We start from the raw sequence: 18,339 nt of genomic DNA on the forward strand, positions 1-18,339 counted from the left end.
CCGCTATTTGAACATCTGCGCGGGAAAGGTGACGATCGCGGCGGTGCCATCGACGGAACCCACCGCGAGGTGTCTGCCGTCGCCGGCCCAGGCAAGCGCGGTGACGGCGCTGCCCAAAGGCCTGATGAGGAGTTCGTCGCGCGCGCCGATCTGGGCGATGGTGATACGGCCGTTGGCGTAGCCCGCCGCAATCAGTTTCTTCTGCGGGTGCGCCGCCACCGCCTCGACAAGAACCAGCCCGGCGCGACCTGTCTCCAGCGCACCCGAGGTCTCGCCGCCAACAGGCGGGCCGGTCATCGACCAGCCGGCGATCCTGAACGCGCCGGACGCAAACAGCGCATGCGCCGGCTGGCTCCAGCACACGGTGCGGACCGGCGATGGAAACCCTGCGACGACGTCTGCTCTTCCATCAGCCAGACTAACCAGAGCAAAGCCGCCGGTTTCGAGCCCGCAGGCCAGCCAGGTCCCGTCTCTGCTCCAGCGGATCGACACCGGGCGCGCGGAAAGGGGGATGTCACGTATCAAGGCTGCGTCGCCTTCGACCGCCCAAATCGACAGCCCTTCGCCAAGGCCGCAGGCAAGTCGCCGCCCGCCCGGCGACAAGGCAAGGGCATCTGTCGACGATGTCACACCGCGTTCCAGCCGCGTGGCATTGCCTTGGCCGTGCGACAGGAAGACATCATGCCCGTTGCTGACAGCCGTCATGTCCACCTTGGCGCTGTGGTCGATGGCGACGACTCGTCCGTCGATCTTGAGCAGTGCGGCTGCGACGTCACCGCCGGCGCTCATGTGCAGTACTTCGCCGCTGGCCGCGCCGACGAGAAAGCCGGAATGCGCATAGGTGGCGAGCGGGACATCGCCGTCACCGAATGCCGCCGTGGCAATCAATGGCACTGGCGGCTTTTCCCTGGGGCGGATCGTCGTCTGGCCGAGATCGTTGCTCACCCTGATCCGCGCTTCCGGCGGCTCGTGATCCGCGACCGCGGCGATGGCGACGGTTCCGTCGACTGCGGTGAAAGCGACAGCCGAACCGTCGGCGCTGAAGCGCAGATCGGCGATCGCCGACGGCCGCTGCCAGCTGCGGGCCAGAAGGTCGAACAAGGTCAGGTTCTGCATCGTCTGCTGGTTCATGTTTCTCTCCCATCAGTCCTCGTTCGACGCTGCGGCAAGCTTACGGTCGACGTCCTCGACATCGCCCTCCGCAGCTATGATGCGATCCTCGCAAGCCGAGCACGCCTGCGCGATCACCGCCGCGTTCTGCCCTGCCTCATGCAAGTCCCGCACCAGTTGCTCGGTGGCGCCGCTTCTGCCGATTTCGAGTTCCAGGCGCAGCACGTCCATTTCGATGCCGGCGCGTTTCTGGTTGAGCCGCAGCGCTTCCGCGGTAAGCGCCGAGACGCTGGCGACGAGACGGAGCCGGCGAGCAAGCAGCGCGTCACGCCGGGCTGTGTGGGATCCTCCGGTCATTTTTCGCTCCCCAAAGGCCCCTGCGGTTTCTCGAAAGCCGACAGCAATTTGGGCAATGTGCCGGCCTGCGACTGGAACTGTTTTTCGGCCGTTTCGATGTGGCTCTTGAGCTGGTCCCAGATGTCGACGCGGATCATCGATGTCGTGTCACCGGTCAGGCGCTCGATCTCTTCGATGCGGAACTGGCGCGTCAGCGAAACCCCGGAAAACACGAAGTCGCGCAGCAGGATCGCATGGCTTTCGATGAACAGATGGATCATCGGATGCGTCTTTGTGGTGACGCCGCCGCCGGCAAGCTCGGCCCTGATGAAGTCCTGGAAATGGTTCTGCAGGCGGTGTTGGCTCTCGCCCATGAAGCGCATGACGAAGACCAGGTCGCGCGGCATCAGCTTCACGAGATCGCCGCTGACGCCATCGGCATGGCTGGATATTGGCTCGGGCGGTTCCCTTCGGTCTCTATCGTTCGGCATGGTCTTTCTCCAGCGCTAGGCCTGTGCGTGGGCCATGACCGTCAAATAGTAGAGATAGACGAAGAGTTAAACAGAAAATATGAGTGTTGGGATTTTCTGCAATTGCTAACTAAATATGCTGCGCGTGCGAATATACGGTAAATATTACAGGCGTAAGTTACAACTGTAAAAGAACGTTACAGTTGGCTGCCGGGTGCGCGCCGAAAGAGCGGCAATTTTGCTTTGAGCGCCAGCCATGGGACTGTTTCGAAACTGGCACGACGCTTGCACTGTTCATTCTCACAAGAAGCCCATCGCGCTTGACGCGGTGCCAAAAGAACGAAGGAACGGAGGAAGCAGAACCGCTTCGATACGCCCATCGCAGATGCGGTTGGCGCTGCGGCTCCCTGTCAGACGCCTCGAAACCTTTGCCCCGATCCACTTGAACGGCCGGACCTCGGGTCGCGCCTCGACGCGCAACGCTTTGTCATGCCGCTCGCACTCTCACTGGCGGTGCTTGCCGCTTCATGCCGGGGTCAAGGGACCTGCGGCTCAAACCTGGTGGAGGCTTATGACCATGACGTCTCTGACGCTCAACAAGATTACCTCGCAACGCGGAATCTCCGTCGGCGAGGCGACCAAGAAGATTGCCGATCTCGGCTGGAATCCGTCCTACGTGCAGGAAGCAATGACGTTTCCGACCGACTACAAGATCAACAAGACGCCGCGCGACCCGATGAAGCAGGTCCTGCGGTCCTACTTCCCGATGCAGGAAGAGAAGGACAACCGCGTCTATGGCGCGCTCGATGCCGCCTTGCGCGGCGACATGTTCCGCAATGTCGAGCCGCGCTGGGTCGAGTGGATGAAGCTCTTCCTGGCCATCATTCCCTTCCCGGAAATTTCGGCTGCCCGCTCGATGGCGATGGTCGCCCGCATCGCACCTGGCGAGGAACTCCGGACCGGTTTCACCATGCAGATGATCGACGAGTTCCGCCACTCGACCATCCAGATGAATCTGAAGAAATGGTACATGGAGAACTACATCGATCCGGCCGGCTTCGACATCACCGAAGAGGCCTTCGGAAAATGCTATGCCACCACCATCGGCCGGCAATTCGCGGAAGGCTTCATCACCGGCGACACCATGACCGCCGCTTGCATGTACCTGACCGTGGTCGCCGAGACCGCCTTCACCAACACGCTGTTCGTCGCCATGCCTTCGGAAGCCGCCCGCAACGGCGACTACGCGCTGCCGACCGTCTTCCTGTCGGTGCAGTCCGACGAGAGCCGGCATATCGGCAATGGCCACTCGCTGCTGATGGCAGCACTCAAGGAGCCGGAAAACCACCTCTTGCTGGAGCGCGACCTGCGTTACGCCTTCTGGCAGAACCATGCCATCGTCGATGCGGCAATCGGCACCTTCATCGAATACGGCACCACCAACCGCGACAAGAACAAGGAATCCTACGCGGAAATGTGGCACCGCTGGATCTATGAGGACTATTATCGCACCTACATGCTGCCGCTCGAGAAATACGGCATCAAGGTCCATCACGACGACGTCCAGGCGGCCTGGGAACGCATCACCAAGAAGAACTATGTTCACAAGGTAGGACAGTTCTTCGCGGTCGGCTGGCCGGTCAATTTCTGGCGCATCGAAGCCCAGACCGACAAGGACTTCGAGTGGTTCGAGCATAAGTATCCAGGCTGGTACGCCGAGTTCGGCGACTTCTGGAAATGGTACGCCAAGCTCAGCCACAAGGGCGAGAAGGTGCTGCTGTTCAACAGCGACGTCGGCTACGTCTACCCGCACCGCTGCTGGTCCTGCCTCGTCCCTTGCCTGATCCGCGAGGACATGGTGGTCGGCGAGATCGACGGCCAGCTGCACACCTTCGCCCATGAGCTCGACAAGTGGACCGCAACGGTCGCCTTCGCCGACGAGTATCAGGGCCGTCCGACGCCGGCGATGGGCCGCTTCAGCGGCAAGCGCGAGTGGGAGACGCTCTATGACGGCTGGGATCTGGCCGATGCGATCAAGGACCTGAACTTCGTCCGTTCCGACGGCAAGACGCTGGTTCCGCAGCCGCATCTGCGCTTCGACGACAAGGAGATGTGGACGCTCGACGATGTGCGCGGCAACAAGCTCGGATCGCCGCTCAACGCGCTGCGTGCCATGTCGCCCGCGGACCGCGAGAAGCACCTGGCGGAATACGCCAAGGGCTTCACCATCACCCCCTGCAACTGATCAGGCCAAAGGGGGGCGGGTTGGTCCCGCCCCTTCCTTTCACTGGAGGTCCGTATGTCGGAAACCCACACGGTCAGGCTCAGCCCGGTTGGCGTCGAATTCGACGTCGAGCATGGCGAAACGGTGCTCAACGCCGCCTTCCGCCAGGGCATTGCGCTGCCGCACGGCTGCAAGGAAGGGCAATGTTCGGCCTGCAAAAGCGTGTTGCTCGAAGGCGAAGTCGACATGCTGAAATACTCGACCTTCGCGCTGAACGACATGGAGAAGGAGAGCGGGCACGTCCTGTTGTGCCGCTGCATCGCCTTCTCCGACCTGGAAGTCGAGCTTCTCAACTACGACGAGGAGATTTTGGCGAAAGCGATCGCCGTGAAGACGTACAAGGGCCGGATTGCTCGCATCGAGCACCTGACCCACGACATTCGCGGCATCGAGATCGAGCTCGGCTCCCCAATGAAGTTCTGGGCGGGGCAATATGTCGACATCACGGTTACCACGCAAAAAGGGGAGACGATTACGCGCTCGTTCTCCATGGCAAATACGCCGGACCAAACCGAAAAACTCTCCTTCATCATCAAAAAATACCCTGAGGGAAAGTTTTCCGGAGAACTCGATTCCGGAGGCATCGAAGCCGGAGCCGAAGTCACCGTCGTCGGACCCTACGGAACCTGTTTCCGCCGCGACGAACGGCAAGGACCCCTGATCCTGGTCGGCGCCGGCTCGGGCATGTCGCCGATCTGGTCGATCCTCAATGACCATTTGAAGAGCGGCGAGAAGCGTCCGGTCTATTTCTTCTACGGCGCCCGCACCCGCAATGACCTGTTCTATCTCGACAGGATCGCCGAGCTGGTCGGCAAACATTCCGACGTCACCTTCATTCCCGTGCTGTCGCACGCGAATGACGACGCCGAATGGCAGGGCGAACGTGGCTTCGTGCACCAGAGTGTCGACGCCGTGCTCAAGCAACTGGCGGTCGACGGGCAGGGCGATGTCCATGCCTGTGGCCCGCCGCCGATGATCGATGCGCTGCAGCCGGTGCTGTTCATGAACGGCTTCGAAACCGAGCGGATATTCTTCGACAAATTCACCACATCGGCGGGTGCAACGCCGGCCCATTGAGGGCGGCCGCGCCAAGCCAACCACAACTGCAACAAGGGAGAGAGACTATGCCTGCAACCTCGAGTTCAGTCGGATCCGGAGCCGCCGGCGCGGCGATCTTCGCCGACTCCGACAGCCGGAAATACCGGTATTTCGACCCGAAAGGCCAGCGAGCCACCCACTACGAGGACATGACGGTCGACGTTCAGCCCGACCCGGAACGCTACCTGATCCAGGACTGGATCATCTCGTTTGCCGACGGCAAGGGCGCCTATGTCAAGCAGAACACCGCCGCGCAGAGTTCCAACTGGCACGCCTTCCGCGCTCCCGACCAGGAGTGGGAGCGCACGCACTACCAGCGCCAGTCGAAGATCGAGACCATGGTGCAGAGCGTCATCAACAATGCGCGCAAGTCGGGCACCCCGAAGACCTTCGACAAGGCCTGGATCAAGATCCTGCAGACACAGCTCGGCGCCTGGAAACACGCCGAATTCGGGCTCGGCACGTCGCTGATGCAGGCGCAGCGTTACGGCTACACACAGATGATCAACAACGCGACGCTGACCAACTCGTCCTACAAGCTGCGGCTTGCCCAGGACATCACGCTTTACCTCGCCGAGATCGGGATGGACCTCCCCGGCTGGGACGACGAGCTTGGCAAGAAGGCGTGGCTCGAGGACAAGAACTGGCAAGGCACGCGCGAGGCGGTCGAGACCATCATGGGCGCGACCGACTATCTCGAGCAGTATTTCGCCATCAACATCATCTTCGAGCCGCTGGTCGGCGAAGTGTTTCGCTCCGGCTTCCTGATGCAGATCGCCGCCGCCAACCATGATTTCATCACGCCGGCGGTGATTTCGGCAGCCGAGGCCGACTACGAGCGCAACCTCGCCAACACGATCGACCTCATGCACCTGCTCGCCAATGACGAGAAGCATGGCGCGGCCAACAAGAAGCTCTTCCAGGGCTGGGTCAAGAAACATGGCGCGCTCGCCGACAAGGCAGCCATCGGCCTGCAGCCGATCTGGTCGATGCCGCATTCCAAGCCGGTCGCATTCGCGGATGTCCGTGCCAAATCCGAGGAACGGATTGGGCAGATACTCGGCGAACTTGGCCTCAAGCGCTGAAACAGGAGAAATCGTCATGTCACTAGCAGCACGCGACGCAACGCATTCCAACATCTTCAAGGCGATGAAGGACATCACCTTCGAGCAGACGATTTCGCACCAGTGCGGCGTCACCATGAACGACTCGGTCGAAGCCAGGGCCATCGCTGAATTCATGGGCTTGAAACCGAACGTATCCGTCACCTACCAACCGGCGATGATCCGCATCGACGGCACCGGCAAGCTGATCTTCAAGATGGACGAGATCAGCGAATATCTCGGCCGCGAGATGACGGCGGAAACCTTCGAGGTCAACAGCTCCACCCACTACGGCCGCATGGTTCGCGTCGACGACAACACCGTGATCCTGTTCGGCAACATGGACGAGATGTTCGAATACATCGAATAGCCAGCGAAATGAGTGCCGGAAAGGCAGGTATTTTTCCGGCACTCCACGCAAGTCGACTGAAAACTGCCGGACTGTAGAGGAAATACGAATGTCTTCGAAAATGAAAGCTGCTGTGTTTGTCGAGAAAGGCCGCATTGTCCTTGAGGACAAGCCAATTCCCGATATCGGGCCTCAAGATGCGCTTATTCGCGTAACCACCACGACCATTTGCGGGACCGACGTCCATATCCTCAAGGGCGAATATCCGGTCGTCAAAGGCCTCACAATTGGTCACGAGCCGGTTGGCATCATCGAGAAGCTCGGATCAAGCGTCAGCGGCTTCAAGGAGGGCCAGCGTGTCATCGCTGGCGCGATCACCCCTTCCGGCTGGAGCCATGCCTGCCTGTGCGGATGTGGTTCTCAGGATGGCGCCGGCACCAAGCACGGCTGGCAGGCGATCGGCGGCTGGAAGTTCGGCAATACCATTGACGGCTGCCAGGCCGAATATGTCCGCGTGCCGGACGCAATGGCCAATCTTGCGCCGGTTGACGACGGCGTCACCGACGAGCAGGTGCTGATGTGCCCGGATATCATGTCGACCGGCTTCGCCGGCGCCGAAACCGGGGGCATCCGGATTGGCGACACCGTTGCGGTATTTGCCCAAGGACCGATCGGTCTCTGCGCCACCGCCGGCGCAAAGCTCATGGGCGCAACGACGATCATAGCCGTCGACACTGTGCCGGCTCGCCTGGAGATGGCCCGCCGGATGGGCGCTGACATCGTCGTCGACTTCAAGAAGGAGAATCCCGTCGACGCCATCATGAGGTTGACGGACGGGCGCGGTGTCGACGTCGCGATCGAGGCATTGGGCACTCAGGCAACGTTCGAGGCCGCTCTGCGTGTTTTGCGTCCGGGCGGCGTGCTGTCCAGTCTCGGCGTCTACTCCTCCGATCTCAAGATTCCGCTCGATGCATTTGCCGCGGGCCTGGGCGACAAATCCATCCGAACGTCCCTTTGCCCCGGAGGCAAGGAGCGGATGCGCAGAATGCTGGGAGTGATCTCGGCAGGCCGGGTCGATCTCGGCGGCCTGGTCACGCACCGCTTCAAACTCGACCAGATCGAGGACGCTTATGAGCTGTTCGCAAACCAGCGCGACGGCGTCCTCAAGGTCGCAATCACAATCTGATCCGCAGCCATTCAAAGCAACGCATTCGCGTGGAGGAAAAAATGTACAGAACACCGGAAGGCAAGGACATTTTCGTGGTCGACGGCCACACCCATTTCTGGGACGGCAGCCCGGAAAACCAGAAGAACATCCACGGCAAGCAGTTCATCGAGTGCTTCTATGCCTATCACACTGGCTTGAGCCCGAAGGACCAGCTGTGGGAGAAGAGCAAGTTCGAGAAATACAGCGCCGACGATCTCTATCGCGACCTGTTCATTGACGGTCCCGACGATGTGGCGATCGTGCAATCGACCTATCTCAAGGACTTCTACAAGAACGGCTTCAACACGATCGAGCGCAACGCCGAGGTGGCCAAGCGCTATCCCGAGCGTTTCATAGTCAACGGCGCCTTCGATCCGCGCGACGGCGAGAAGGCACTTGAGTACATCCACTTCCTCAAGGAGACCTACAACGTCAAGGGCGTGAAGATGTACACGGCCGAATGGAACGGCGCTTCCAAGGGCTGGAAGCTCACCGATCCCGATGCCTACAAGTGCTTCGAACTCTGCGACAAGCTCGGCATCAAGAACATCCACGTGCACAAGGGTCCGACGATCATCCCACTCAGCAAGGACGCCTTCGACGTGCATGACGTCGACCACGCGGCGACGGATTTCCAGAACCTCAACTGGATTGTCGAGCATTGCGGCCTGCCGCGCCTCGACGATTTCTGCTGGATCGCGACGCAGGAAACCAACGTCTATGGCGGGCTAGCGGTGGCGCTGCCCTTCATCCATTCCCGTCCGCGCTATTTCGGCGAGGTCATCGCCGAACTGCTGTTCTGGATCGGGCCGGAGAAAATCCTGTTTGGTTCCGACTACGCGATCTGGACGCCGCGCTGGCTAGTCGAGAAATTCTGGGCCTACCAGATCCCAGAGGACATCGCCGCAGAACGTGGTGTGCAGCTGACCGACGAGATCAAGGAGAATATCCTCGGCCTCAATGCGGCGCGTCTCTACAACATCGACGTGGAAGCCAAGAAGAAGGCGCTTGCCAGCTCGCCCTTCAGCATCGCGGCGGAGTAGGAGCCATGGCAACCGCCAGCGTTTCCGGCGGCCGCGAGAAGGAACTCTGGCGGCGCCTTGGTGAGGTCAACGACCCGGAACTCGACGAACCTGTCACCGAGATGGGCTTCGTCGAGCGGGCCGCGGTGACGGGCGATGGCAGCGTAGAGATCGACTTCCGCCTGCCGACCTACTGGTGTTCGCCCAACTTCGCGTTCCTGATGCTGGACGGCGTCCGCAAGGCGCTCGACCAGCTCTCCTGGAAGCCGGCCTATCGCGTCAAGCTGCACGACCACATGTTCGCGGAAGAGGTCAATCGCGGCATGGCAGAGGGCAAGGCCTTCGGCGACATCTTCGCTGTGCTTGCCGAGGATCAGGATCTTGGCGCCTTGCGTGAGACCTTCAGGATGAAGGCATTCAAGCGGCGCCAGGAGGCGGTCCTGCGCGGCCTGCGGCAGCACGGCCTGACCGATCGCGAAATCCTCGGCATGGACCTGCCGGCCTACGACGTCGCGCGGTTCGAACCGGGTGAGGCGGCCCAACAGCAGCCGAGGTACCGGGCGGCTCTGCTTGAGCGTTTTCCCGACCGCCGGGCCGACGATCCTGTGTTCGTGACCTGGGAAGGGCAGAAAATCCCACCGGCCGCACTCAGTGCCCACCTCGCCGAACTGCGCGGTGTGCGCATCAACATGGAGTTCAACGGCGCGCTGTGCCGGGGGCTCAAGCAGACCAGATACAAGGAACTGGATGTGATCGACGGCGAACCGACGCTGGTCGATTTCATTCTGGATCGCGTGCCGGCCGGAACGGCGCCGACTGCCTGAAGCAGAACTGACACAACGGCCTCCCTTGCACGAGGCCCCTAACCAACAACCCGCCCGTAAGGCGGAAGGAGGAATCATGCCCAAGATAATGCTTCACAACTCCGAAGCCCGCCGTGCTCTTGCCCGCGGTGTCTTCCGGCTGGCTGCGGCCGTCGAGCCGACGCTCGGCCCCAAAGGCATGAACGCCATGATCGACCGACCGATCGGCACGCCGATGGTGACCCGCGACGGTGTCAGCATCGCCTCCGAGATCGAGTTGCACGACCGTTTCGAAAATATGGGCGCGCAAGTCGTGCGCGAAGTGTCGATGCAGACCAACGAGGTCGCCGGCGATGGCACCACGACGGCGATCGTGCTCGCCAACGCGCTCATCCAGGGTGGCGTCGAGGCGAATGAGCGCGGCGCCAAATCCGTCGATCTCTGCAAGGGCATCGACCTTGCGGTGGCGGCGGTGGTGGCCGCGCTCAAGGCGTCGGCCAAGCCGGCCAAGGGCAACGGCATCTTGGCTTCGGTCGCCAACATCGCGGCGACCAACAGCAAGCTTGGCGCGCTGGTGGCGGAAGCCCATCAGCGGGTAGGCGCCGAAGGCGTCATCACCACCGACTTCAGCGTCACCACCGAGACCACGCTCGACGTCGTCGAGGGCATGTCCTTCGAACGTGGCTATCTCTCCCATCACATGGTGACCGATCAGGAGAAGATGGAGGCCGTGCTCGAGCGGCCCTACATCTTGATGACCGACCTCAAGATCAAGGAGCCCGGGCAACTCGATGCGGTTCGCCGCATTGCCGACGAGGCCGGCCGCCCGCTGCTGATTGTGTCCGAGGAAATGTCGCCGGAAGTGGTGGTGACGCTGCTCGGCAAGCAGGGGCCAGGACGATATCTCGTCGTCCATCCGCCGGAATATGGCCACTGGCGCAAGGCGATGATGGAGGATCTGGCCATCATCACCGGCGGCAAGGTGATCGCGCGCGATCTCGGTGGCCGGCTGGAGGATATCACCGCCGAGGATCTCGGCACGGCCGACCGGGTGAAGACCAGTTCGTCCTACACCTCGATCATTCGTGGCGGCGGCGACCATGCGGCAATCGCCTCGCGCCGTGCCCAGGTGCAGCGGCAGTATGAAGCCGCGCCGCCGAACATCGACCAGGACAAGCTGCGCGAACGCCTGGCCAAGCTCTCCGGCGGAACGGCGATCCTTTATGCCGGCGGCGTCACGCCGGTCGAGCAGAAGCGGACCATCCAGCTGATCGAGGATTCCTTGAATGCGGTTCGGGCCGCATCCGAAGAGGGCGTGGTCGCCGGCGGCGGCTCGGCGCTCGCCCAGATCGCGCCGCTGCTCGACAAGATGGCGGCCGGCGTCGACGGCGATGTCGCCGAGGGCGTGCGCCTGGTGCGGTCGGTTTTGTCGCGGCCGCTGTGGCGCATCGCCGCCAATGCCGGTGCCGATCCTGACGCCGTGGTAGTCGAGGTCACCCGCATCAATGGCGGCTATGGCTACAACGCATCGACCGGCGCGTACCAGAACATGTTCGAGGCAGGCATCATCGATCCGGTCCGCGTCACCTACACCGCCCTCGCCAACGCAGCTTCCGTGGCAACGCTGATCCTGACCACCGAAACGCTGATTGGCGATCTCGCCGAGGATGAGGATCCGACGGCCGGACCGGCGCGTGGCGGCGGCTCGGAAAAGCTCGGCCGCGCCTGAAGCGACAAATTCCAACGGAACGATTTCGACGTTGAAAGGATACGACGATGAAAGCTGCCAGACTGTACGAATACGATCCCAAGATGAACGTCCTGCTCAAGATCGAGGAGGTCAAGGCACCGACGATCACTGCTCCCGACGAGGTGATCGTGCGGGTGGGTGCCGCCGGCCTCTGCCGCACCGACCTGCACATCATCGAGGGTGTGTGGAAGCCGACCATGGATCCCGAAGGCACGCTGCTGCCTTACATCATGGGCCATGAAAATGCCGGCTGGGTTGAGGAGGTCGGCAGCGGCGTCCGCTCGGTCAAGCGCGGCGACGCCGTGATCTGCCATCCCTTCCGCTCATGCGGCATCTGCCTCAACTGCCGCCATGGCGAGGACATGTATTGCGACAACGGCCAGTTCCCCGGCCTCGGCATGAATGGCGGCTTCGCCGAATACTTCATCACCAGCGAGCGATCGCTGATCAAGCTCAATGCCAACATCACGCCGATCGAAGTGGCGCCGCTGGCGGACGCCGGCATCACCGCCTACCGCGCCGCCAAGCGGGCCGCCAAACTGCTCCGCCCAGGCAGCTATTGCGTGCTGCTCGGCATAGGCGGGCTTGGCCACATCGCGCTGCAATCGCTGCACGCGATTTCGGGCTGTCGCATCATCGCCGTCGATCGCGAGCCGGCGGCGCGGGTACTGGCAAAGGGCCTTGGCGCCGATTTCATCCTCGATGGTGGGCCGAATGTCGTCGAGGAAGTCGCCCAGATCACCGGTGGCGGCGCCCATGTGGTGATCGACTTCGTCGGTGAACTCGGTGTCGAGAACATCTGCTGGAAGATGGTGCGCAAGGGTGGGCAATTGTTCGTCGTCGGCTATGGCGGCAACATCAACGTGCCGACCGCGCATCTCGTTATCGAGGAGATCAATATCGGCGGCAGCCTGGTCGGCAATTTCACCGAGCTTGTCGAACTGATGGAGCTCAACGCCGACGGCAAGGTGAAGATGCACTACACCGAGTATAACCTCGCAAGCATCAACACCGCGCTCGACGATTTCAAGAACCGGCGGTTCACCGGACGCGGCGTCGTCGTCCCCTGAAACATTTGGACCGAACGTGGCGCGGAACGGCTACCGCGTCCGGTTCGATCTGACTGCTTGCCTGACCCGGCAAGCCTTCCTTCTGAGCTCCGTGGCTGATGCCATGGCATTTCCGTATCGGGACGTCAGCGAAGCGCGATCCTGAAACGAGTTTCCTTGCTTCGTGGTGTGGAAAACGGGAGGACAACATGGATCTTGTTACAGGGCTGGCCGTCGTCATCGGCATTATGGGTGGCATTGCAACGTGGGCAGTGATCACGATCGGCAACCCCTATCTGCTGATCTGGGCGGTATTTGTGGGCTGGGGGAGTTTCTATCACTGTGGCGGCAAGGCAGCCGGGTTCAAGAATTCGGCGGTTGCAAACCTCTGGGGAGCGATCTGCGCCGCCGGCGCATTGATAGCACTGACGTCCATTGGTGTTACGGCGATCATGGCCGGCATTTGCGTCGGCATTTCAATCATAGTCCTGATTCTCGCCGCCAAGCTGCCTTTGCTGAGCGCCATTCCGTCAGCGGTCTATGGCTACGCAACAACCGCCGCGCTTTTTCTGCTTGCCGCCGCCGCTTACGGCGAAGGCGCCAGCGGCATCACCAAGGTCGCGGCCGCTGCGGTGATCTCGCTGATCATCGGCAACATCCTCGGCTATGTCTCAGAGAAAGTGACCGGTGCTGTCGTAAAGGCCTGATCATTTCCGCGTCCGCTGCCTGAAGGCAAGCTAGTCGACGAACTTCCCCCAGCCCCGCGGCGCGAATGCCGCGGGTTTTGTGCCGGTGAACGGACCTGGGTCTAGATGAAACCGCGCCGGATGCCGTATTGTCCGAGCTTGCGATAGAGCGTCGGCCGCGAAATACCGAGCCTCAGCGCGACCTTGCTGAGATTGCCACCCTCTGCGGCGAGCGCGTTCTTGATGACCTGGCATTCTGCATCCTCGAATGTGCACACCGGTGCTTCGAGCATGGCTGCGGGATGATCGCCGTGCATGGTCATATTGTTGCGATTGCCCGTACTGATTTCCCCGGGAAGATCCTGAAGCTCAACGGTGCCGCCGCGCGCCAAGATGTGCAGCCGCCCAATGAGGTTCTTCAGTTCCCGCACATTGCCCGGCCAATGGTAGGCGAGCAGGGCCTCGAGCGCTTCGTGCGAGAATTCAAGCGGGTCCTCGCCTGCTGTGGCGGCGATCTGCCGGTTGAAATGTTCGATCAGCAGCAGCACATCCTCACCGCGCTCGCGCAGCGGCGGGACCGTGATCGAGACCGCACCAATTCGATAATAGAGATCGCGCCGGAAGCGGCCGGCGGCAACTTCCTGCTTGAGATCGCGATTGGTCGAGGCGACCATGCGCACATCCACTGGGCGACCCCGGCTGTCGCCAATGCGGTTGACCACGCGCTCTTCCAGGACGCGCAGCAGAAACGNGCAGAAACGGCTGGATCTCGAGTGGCAATTCGCCGATCTCGTCGAGACTGAGGACGCCGCCGTTGGCGAGCTCGAAAACACCTGGCTTGCCGTCCCGCGAGGCGCCGGTAAAGGCGCCGGCGACATGGCCGAACAATTCGCTGCCAAAAAGATCCTTGGTGATCGCCCCGCAATTCATCGCGATGAACGGATCGTTCGCCGCGCGCCGGCTGCCTGCATGGACGAGCCGGGCAAACAGCTCCTTTCCAACTCCCGTCTCACCTTCGACCAATAACGAAGCCGCGCTGTTCGATTGAGCGACACGACAGGCGATTTCAACGGCGGCCAGCAGCGCCTCACTCTTGCCAACGATCATGGCGACAGCATCCTGAAGGTGCTTGCTCGCTTCCCTACGGACCACCGTCACGCTGGAGACTGTCGGCACGGACGGGAACACCAGTGCCGCGCCGCGGAGATCGCCGTCGAGCTTGAGTGGCGTGATGTGGCAGGATCGCAGATGTGCCGGCAGCGCCTTGGTGAGGTCGGCGTCCGACCCGGACGACGGAAGGTTCATCAGCCAACGGCCACGACCAGGTTCCATCGGACCGTCCATCATTTCTGTGGTCTCGCCGTCGGGCACATTGTTGCAGAAGATGGCGCGGCCGCGATGGTCGACGATCACCAGCCCGTCTTTTCGGCGGTAGCTGGGAGCCGAGGAAATGAAGGCTTCGAGCAGGCGCGTGCGCTGTTCCTGCTGCTGTTCGGCCAAGGCCTTTTCGATTTGCCGGGCTGTGGCGGCAACGAGCGCGGTGTTGTGCGGCCGGAAGATCGGCGAATAGCCTGACAGGTCGACGACGCCGATGATCTTGCCGTCGAGCGGATCGCGGATCGGCGCGCCAGCGCAAGTCCAGGATTTGATGCCGGCGCAGAAATGCTCGGCCGCATGGACGAAAGTCGGCTCTCCGGTCCACAGCGCCGTGCCGATGCCGTTGGTTCCGACGGCATCCTCGTTCCATTTGCCGCCGATGGCGAGGTGGATATCCATGCCGTCATGCAGCGTCTTCTTGTCGCCGATGGCGTCGATCAGCACGCCGTCGCTGTCGGCCAGAACCAGCATCGCGCCCGTCCCATCCAGCAGCTGGCCAAGGGAGGCGAACGACCGCCGCGCCGCCGAAAGCAGTTCGGCATTGGCGCGGGTCAGATATTCGATCTCGTCGCGATCACTGCTCAGCGGCGCTTCAATACCTTGAGCGTTGATGCCGCCGGTGGCGCTGCGATACCAGGAATCGTGAATGAGAGAGCGGACGTGGTTGGGGTGGATTGGACCGCGGGCACATTTGGGCTCGTCGGCCAGAAAAGTTTCCCAGGCGCGCATGGTAGCGCGCTCGTCATAGTCGATGTTGCTCAGAACCATTTGCCCGGCGGCCAGCGACGCACGCGCCGGAACAGCATCGATCTTCATCTGATTGGGGCCTATCTCGCGTTTCATTCAGCCATCACAGAACCTTTTGAGGTATGCCATTTCTGTATGCTGTCGCGTTCGTATGCTGACGCGGATTGGACGTGCACAAGCACAGGCGTCTGCACGGTCAGTCGATGCCGAGTTTCGCGCCGATGTCGGCGGCAAGCTGTTCTTCGGTGTAGGTGGCGGCAAGGCGGGACCCGTCCAGGTCGGCAAGCGCCTCGGCGACGGTTTCGTCGACCGGCGAGAAAAAGCCATTCTGCTTCGTTGCCAGGACGAAGATCTGTTCCCCACTCCGATTGCGGATATCACCGATATGATGAAGTTGGCGGCCTGTGTTCTGATCTTTCGAGACCACGCGGCCGTTCATGGTGACCTGGATGGACGGCCTGGCTTCGGGCACAGGCACCGCGCCGCCACCAACATGGATGATCAGGCCTTCCGCCTTCGGTTGCTGGCGTGGTTTCCTGGAAGCCGAATAGCCGCCGCCGCTGATCTGGTCGGCAAGGCGAACGATGGTCGAACGGTTCTGCTCGATCAGTCTTTTGACTTGTACGTCCTCGCGCCGCGGGCCATCCCGCTTGGAGATAATCTCGACCATGAATCCTCCCAGATTCGCTCAGCATTGCCGTTGATACGGCTCATTTCTTCTTTTGTGGTGAACTCTACACCGCCTCGGTGAAGTTCGCCATTCATATCACATAGCGCCAAAATTCGGGTCGCTGGTAGCAGGCGGCTGCTACACGGGATTTCCGGTACCCCGACGTTTTGAATAAATGCCCGCGGGTCAGGCTGCCTTGTTCGTGAATTCCGAGGGTTCGCTGTCGAGTGGTTGCCTGTCGCGCAGATAGAGCGCGCACGTGGTGCGCAGCATGGAGGCAAAGTTCGGGATATGCCCGTTGATCTCCAGTGCTTCATCGTAAAGCGTCGAGAGGAATTTCGGCGCCGTCATCCCCTGTCCATGGGCGATCTCGTCCAACAGCGTCCAAAAAGTGGCCTCAAGCTGGATGCTCGTTGAATGGCCACCTATTCGAATGGAGCGATTGACCAGCCGATACCCTTCCGGATCCTGCCCGGCAAAGACCTTACACATGCGAAGACCTCCCGTTTGATGGCTTTGTGCGAAAGCGCGGTGTCTGCGCTCATCCGCCGGGATGATACCAACCCGACGCGCATTTTCTGCTCAATTTGCAGTGACTACAATCGGACCTTAGTGCGTAGACCAGCTTTAAGCCAATTTCTCGACGTGGTAACCGGCTGCCACCCCTTTTTGCAACCAATGGGCCACGGTAGGCGCGTTACCGAGACCACGCGGCAGACTGGAGGCTCCTTTGGCGAAAGCAATTCATTCCATGATCCGGGTGGTGGACGAGAGCCTGTCGGTCAGTTTCTACAGAAGGGCATTCGGATTCGATGTTGCGGACCGATTGGATTTCGTCACGTTCACACTGGTTTATCTTCACAATGCGGAAGCCGATTTCGAGCTTGAACTGACGATCAACAAGGGCAGGGAAGAGCCCTACGCGCTTGGTGACGGCTATGGCCACATGGCTCTTTGCGTCGACGATATCGAGACAGAACACAAGCGCTTGGCGGCGGCAGGTTTCAATCCGCGAAAAATTGTCGAGTTCAACCACGAAGGCGAGCTGCTTGCGCGGTTCTTTTTCGTGAGCGACCCCGACGGTTACCAGATCGAAGTGCTGCAGCGCCACGGCCGCTACCAATAGGGCGTTGCGCGCCGCATGTGGCAGTGCAATCTGACTTGGCTGTCGGCCAGGGCATGAGTGCCAGCGTGCGGCTCCACTGGCGGCCGATCGATGCCTGAGGCTTACCGGATCGGCGTCTCGCCGCGAAACAGCGGCTGGTGCGCCCGCATCAAGGCGGCGATCCGGTCGGCGACTTTCCGTACCGGCGGGGAATGACGTTCCTCGTGATGGGTGACGATCCATTGGTCGGTTTCAAGTTCGGGGATAGGCTGAGCAACGCGAACCAGCCGCGGATCGCCGTCACCGACGAAGCACGGAAAGACCGAAAGGCCGGCGCCGGCGGCCACCAGTTCGCGCACCGAATGGGTGTTGTTGCCGCGTACGGCGATGCGGTCGCCGTGATGGGCTTGCAGCCAGCGCGCCGAGGCAATGTTTGCGCCTTCGCCGGTGACGCCGACGAACAATCCGGCGGCGATGCCGTTGATCAGGTGACGTCCGGAATAAATGGCGTGGGCGACCTTGCCGCTCTGACGGCCGGCCAGCCACTGCTCGGTCGGGCGCTCGCTGCGGATGCCGATGTCGGCGGCACGGCGGCCGATGTCGACCCGGTCGGTGGTGGTGACAAGCTCTACCCTTATGCCGTCATCGACCGTCCAGATCTCGCCGATATGGGCGGAAACGAAGGCCGAGGTCCATGGCCCGGCCGAGACGCGGNCGTCATCGACCGTCCAGATCTCGCCGATATGGGCGGAAACGAAGGCCGAGGTCCATGGCCCGGCCGAGACGCGGACAATGCGGTCGGGCAGGTTTCCCTCGCGCCAGCGGGTCAGCGACTGCATTGCCGCCTCGACGTCTTCGGCGCGCCGCAGCAGTTCCTCGCCGACCGGGGTCAGCCGGTAGCCGGTCTGCTGGCGCACGAATAGAGGTTCGCCGATCTGCTTTTCGAGCGCGGTGACGCGTCGTCCAAGGGTGGCTGCGCTGAGGCGCGTNACGAATAGAGGTTCGCCGATCTGCTTTTCGAGCGCGGTGACGCGTCGTCCAAGGGTGGCTGCGCTGAGGCGCGTGGTTCCCGTCGCTGCGCTCAAGCCACCCAGCCGCGCAACGTCGAGAAACAACCTCAGATCGTCCCAGCCGATATCCATTTTGCAGAAATGAAAAACTCCTTGCGACCGT

18 protein-coding genes and 1 pseudogene are annotated in these 18,339 nt (G+C 61.7%); 11 read left to right on the forward strand and 8 right to left on the reverse strand.

What is annotated here, in order from left to right; all coding sequences use genetic code 11:
* Positions 1 to 3: 3 nt before the first annotated feature.
* Genes X773_RS48470 through X773_RS48480 form a run of 3 tightly spaced genes read right to left on the reverse strand, consistent with a single transcriptional unit; the run spans position 4 to position 1,937 of the window.
* On the reverse strand, positions 4 to 1,131 hold the full coding sequence (locus tag X773_RS48470) for a hypothetical protein (protein WP_023675583.1): 1,128 nt from the start codon (positions 1,129 to 1,131) through the stop codon (positions 4 to 6).
* A gap of 12 nt (positions 1,132 to 1,143) precedes the next feature.
* Positions 1,144 to 1,467: a hypothetical protein gene (locus tag X773_RS48475; protein ID WP_023675584.1), complete on the reverse strand. Its 324-nt coding sequence runs from the start codon at positions 1,465 to 1,467 to the stop codon at positions 1,144 to 1,146.
* Positions 1,464 to 1,937 (reverse strand): hypothetical protein, encoded by a 474-nt coding sequence (locus tag X773_RS48480; RefSeq protein WP_023675585.1) that lies wholly within the window; start codon positions 1,935 to 1,937, stop codon positions 1,464 to 1,466. The genes X773_RS48475 and X773_RS48480 overlap by 4 nt, the downstream gene beginning before the upstream one ends.
* Before the next feature lie 556 nt (positions 1,938 to 2,493).
* Between X773_RS48480 and X773_RS48485 the strand changes: the two genes are divergently transcribed.
* The 10 genes from X773_RS48485 to X773_RS48530 all read left to right on the forward strand — a co-directional run bounded on the left by X773_RS48485 (position 2,494) and on the right by X773_RS48530 (position 13,288).
* Positions 2,494 to 4,161, forward strand: coding sequence for an aromatic/alkene/methane monooxygenase hydroxylase/oxygenase subunit alpha (locus tag X773_RS48485; protein WP_023675586.1), 1,668 nt, complete (start codon positions 2,494 to 2,496; stop codon positions 4,159 to 4,161).
* 54 nt (positions 4,162 to 4,215) lie between these two features.
* The gene (locus tag X773_RS48490) at positions 4,216 to 5,277 is read left to right on the forward strand and encodes a 2Fe-2S iron-sulfur cluster binding domain-containing protein (protein WP_023675587.1); all 1,062 of its coding nucleotides are present in this window, start codon (positions 4,216 to 4,218) and stop codon (positions 5,275 to 5,277) included.
* 47 nt (positions 5,278 to 5,324) lie between these two features.
* Positions 5,325 to 6,383, forward strand: coding sequence for an aromatic/alkene monooxygenase hydroxylase subunit beta (locus tag X773_RS48495; RefSeq protein ID WP_023675588.1), 1,059 nt, complete (start codon positions 5,325 to 5,327; stop codon positions 6,381 to 6,383).
* 16 nt (positions 6,384 to 6,399) lie between these two features.
* The gene (locus X773_RS48500; RefSeq protein WP_023675589.1) at positions 6,400 to 6,771 is read left to right on the forward strand and encodes an MmoB/DmpM family protein; all 372 of its coding nucleotides are present in this window, start codon (positions 6,400 to 6,402) and stop codon (positions 6,769 to 6,771) included.
* 88 nt (positions 6,772 to 6,859) lie between these two features.
* On the forward strand, positions 6,860 to 7,936 hold the full coding sequence (locus X773_RS48505) for an NAD(P)-dependent alcohol dehydrogenase (RefSeq protein ID WP_023675590.1): 1,077 nt from the start codon (positions 6,860 to 6,862) through the stop codon (positions 7,934 to 7,936).
* A 41-nt stretch (positions 7,937 to 7,977) separates the two neighbouring features.
* A complete protein-coding gene (locus X773_RS48510) occupies positions 7,978 to 9,000 on the forward strand; it encodes an amidohydrolase family protein (RefSeq protein WP_023675591.1) in 1,023 nt (340 codons plus the stop codon).
* 5 nt (positions 9,001 to 9,005) lie between these two features.
* On the forward strand, positions 9,006 to 9,803 hold the full coding sequence (locus X773_RS48515; protein ID WP_023675592.1) for an iron-sulfur cluster assembly protein: 798 nt from the start codon (positions 9,006 to 9,008) through the stop codon (positions 9,801 to 9,803).
* 76 nt (positions 9,804 to 9,879) lie between these two features.
* Positions 9,880 to 11,511 (forward strand): molecular chaperone GroEL, encoded by a 1,632-nt coding sequence (locus tag X773_RS48520; protein WP_023675593.1) that lies wholly within the window; start codon positions 9,880 to 9,882, stop codon positions 11,509 to 11,511.
* Positions 11,512 to 11,558: 47 nt separating this feature from the next.
* Positions 11,559 to 12,602 carry an NAD(P)-dependent alcohol dehydrogenase gene (locus tag X773_RS48525; RefSeq protein ID WP_023675594.1) on the forward strand — a complete coding sequence of 348 codons (1,044 nt, stop codon included), beginning with the start codon at positions 11,559 to 11,561 and terminating at the stop codon, positions 12,600 to 12,602.
* Between the two features lie 98 nt (positions 12,603 to 12,700).
* Positions 12,701 to 13,288 carry a DUF1097 domain-containing protein gene (locus tag X773_RS48530; RefSeq protein ID WP_084640982.1) on the forward strand — a complete coding sequence of 196 codons (588 nt, stop codon included), beginning with the start codon at positions 12,701 to 12,703 and terminating at the stop codon, positions 13,286 to 13,288.
* 101 nt (positions 13,289 to 13,389) lie between these two features.
* Here X773_RS48530 and X773_RS77975 read toward each other — a convergent pair whose 3' ends face one another.
* The 4 genes and pseudogenes from X773_RS77975 to X773_RS48545 all read right to left on the reverse strand — a co-directional run bounded on the left by X773_RS77975 (position 13,390) and on the right by X773_RS48545 (position 16,553).
* A complete protein-coding gene (locus X773_RS77975) occupies positions 13,390 to 14,145 on the reverse strand; it encodes a sigma 54-interacting transcriptional regulator (protein WP_245274644.1) in 756 nt (251 codons plus the stop codon).
* Positions 14,081 to 15,487: pseudogene (locus X773_RS77980) on the reverse strand (sigma 54-interacting transcriptional regulator); the annotation flags it as partial. The gene X773_RS77975 and the pseudogene X773_RS77980, both read right to left, overlap by 65 nt.
* Positions 15,488 to 15,587: 100 nt before the next feature.
* Positions 15,588 to 16,061, reverse strand: a complete 474-nt coding sequence (locus tag X773_RS48540) for a hypothetical protein (RefSeq protein WP_023675596.1) — start codon at positions 16,059 to 16,061, stop codon at positions 15,588 to 15,590.
* Positions 16,062 to 16,247: 186 nt separating this feature from the next.
* Positions 16,248 to 16,553, reverse strand: coding sequence for a ribbon-helix-helix domain-containing protein (locus X773_RS48545; RefSeq protein ID WP_023675597.1), 306 nt, complete (start codon positions 16,551 to 16,553; stop codon positions 16,248 to 16,250).
* A 238-nt stretch (positions 16,554 to 16,791) separates the two neighbouring features.
* On the opposite strand from X773_RS48545, the gene X773_RS48550 reads away from it, so the two are divergent.
* Complete coding sequence (locus X773_RS48550) at positions 16,792 to 17,187, forward strand: VOC family protein (RefSeq protein ID WP_023675598.1); 396 nt, start codon at positions 16,792 to 16,794, stop codon at positions 17,185 to 17,187.
* A gap of 101 nt (positions 17,188 to 17,288) precedes the next feature.
* Here X773_RS48550 and X773_RS48555 read toward each other — a convergent pair whose 3' ends face one another.
* Positions 17,289 to 18,308, reverse strand: coding sequence for a LysR family transcriptional regulator (locus tag X773_RS48555; RefSeq protein ID WP_023675599.1), 1,020 nt, complete (start codon positions 18,306 to 18,308; stop codon positions 17,289 to 17,291).
* Between the last annotated feature and the right edge of the window lie 31 nt (positions 18,309 to 18,339).

It is taken from the genome of Mesorhizobium sp. LSJC280B00 (genome assembly GCF_000502835.1).
Taxonomy (GTDB): Bacteria; Pseudomonadota; Alphaproteobacteria; order Rhizobiales; family Rhizobiaceae; genus Mesorhizobium.

Bases quoted from the DNA above. Each gene is read 5' to 3' on its own strand.
- X773_RS48470 (WP_023675583.1), bottom strand. From the start codon at position 1,131: ATGAACCAGCAGACGATGCAGAACCTGACCTTGTTCGACCTTCTGGCC.
- X773_RS48520 (WP_023675593.1), top strand. From the start codon at position 9,880: ATGCCCAAGATAATGCTTCACAACTCCGAAGCCCGCCGTGCTCTTGCC.
- X773_RS48480 (WP_023675585.1), bottom strand. From the start codon at position 1,937: ATGCCGAACGATAGAGACCGAAGGGAACCGCCCGAGCCAATATCCAGC.
- X773_RS48495 (WP_023675588.1), top strand. From the start codon at position 5,325: ATGCCTGCAACCTCGAGTTCAGTCGGATCCGGAGCCGCCGGCGCGGCG.
- X773_RS48545 (WP_023675597.1), bottom strand. From the start codon at position 16,553: ATGTGTAAGGTCTTTGCCGGGCAGGATCCGGAAGGGTATCGGCTGGTC.
- X773_RS48475 (WP_023675584.1), bottom strand. From the start codon at position 1,467: ATGACCGGAGGATCCCACACAGCCCGGCGTGACGCGCTGCTTGCTCGC.
- X773_RS48515 (WP_023675592.1), top strand. From the start codon at position 9,006: ATGGCAACCGCCAGCGTTTCCGGCGGCCGCGAGAAGGAACTCTGGCGG.
- X773_RS48540 (WP_023675596.1), bottom strand. From the start codon at position 16,061: ATGGTCGAGATTATCTCCAAGCGGGATGGCCCGCGGCGCGAGGACGTA.
- X773_RS48500 (WP_023675589.1), top strand. From the start codon at position 6,400: ATGTCACTAGCAGCACGCGACGCAACGCATTCCAACATCTTCAAGGCG.
- X773_RS48490 (WP_023675587.1), top strand. From the start codon at position 4,216: ATGTCGGAAACCCACACGGTCAGGCTCAGCCCGGTTGGCGTCGAATTC.
- X773_RS48485 (WP_023675586.1), top strand. From the start codon at position 2,494: ATGACGTCTCTGACGCTCAACAAGATTACCTCGCAACGCGGAATCTCC.
- X773_RS48510 (WP_023675591.1), top strand. From the start codon at position 7,978: ATGTACAGAACACCGGAAGGCAAGGACATTTTCGTGGTCGACGGCCAC.
- X773_RS48525 (WP_023675594.1), top strand. From the start codon at position 11,559: ATGAAAGCTGCCAGACTGTACGAATACGATCCCAAGATGAACGTCCTG.
- X773_RS48530 (WP_084640982.1), top strand. From the start codon at position 12,701: ATGCCATGGCATTTCCGTATCGGGACGTCAGCGAAGCGCGATCCTGAA.
- X773_RS48505 (WP_023675590.1), top strand. From the start codon at position 6,860: ATGTCTTCGAAAATGAAAGCTGCTGTGTTTGTCGAGAAAGGCCGCATT.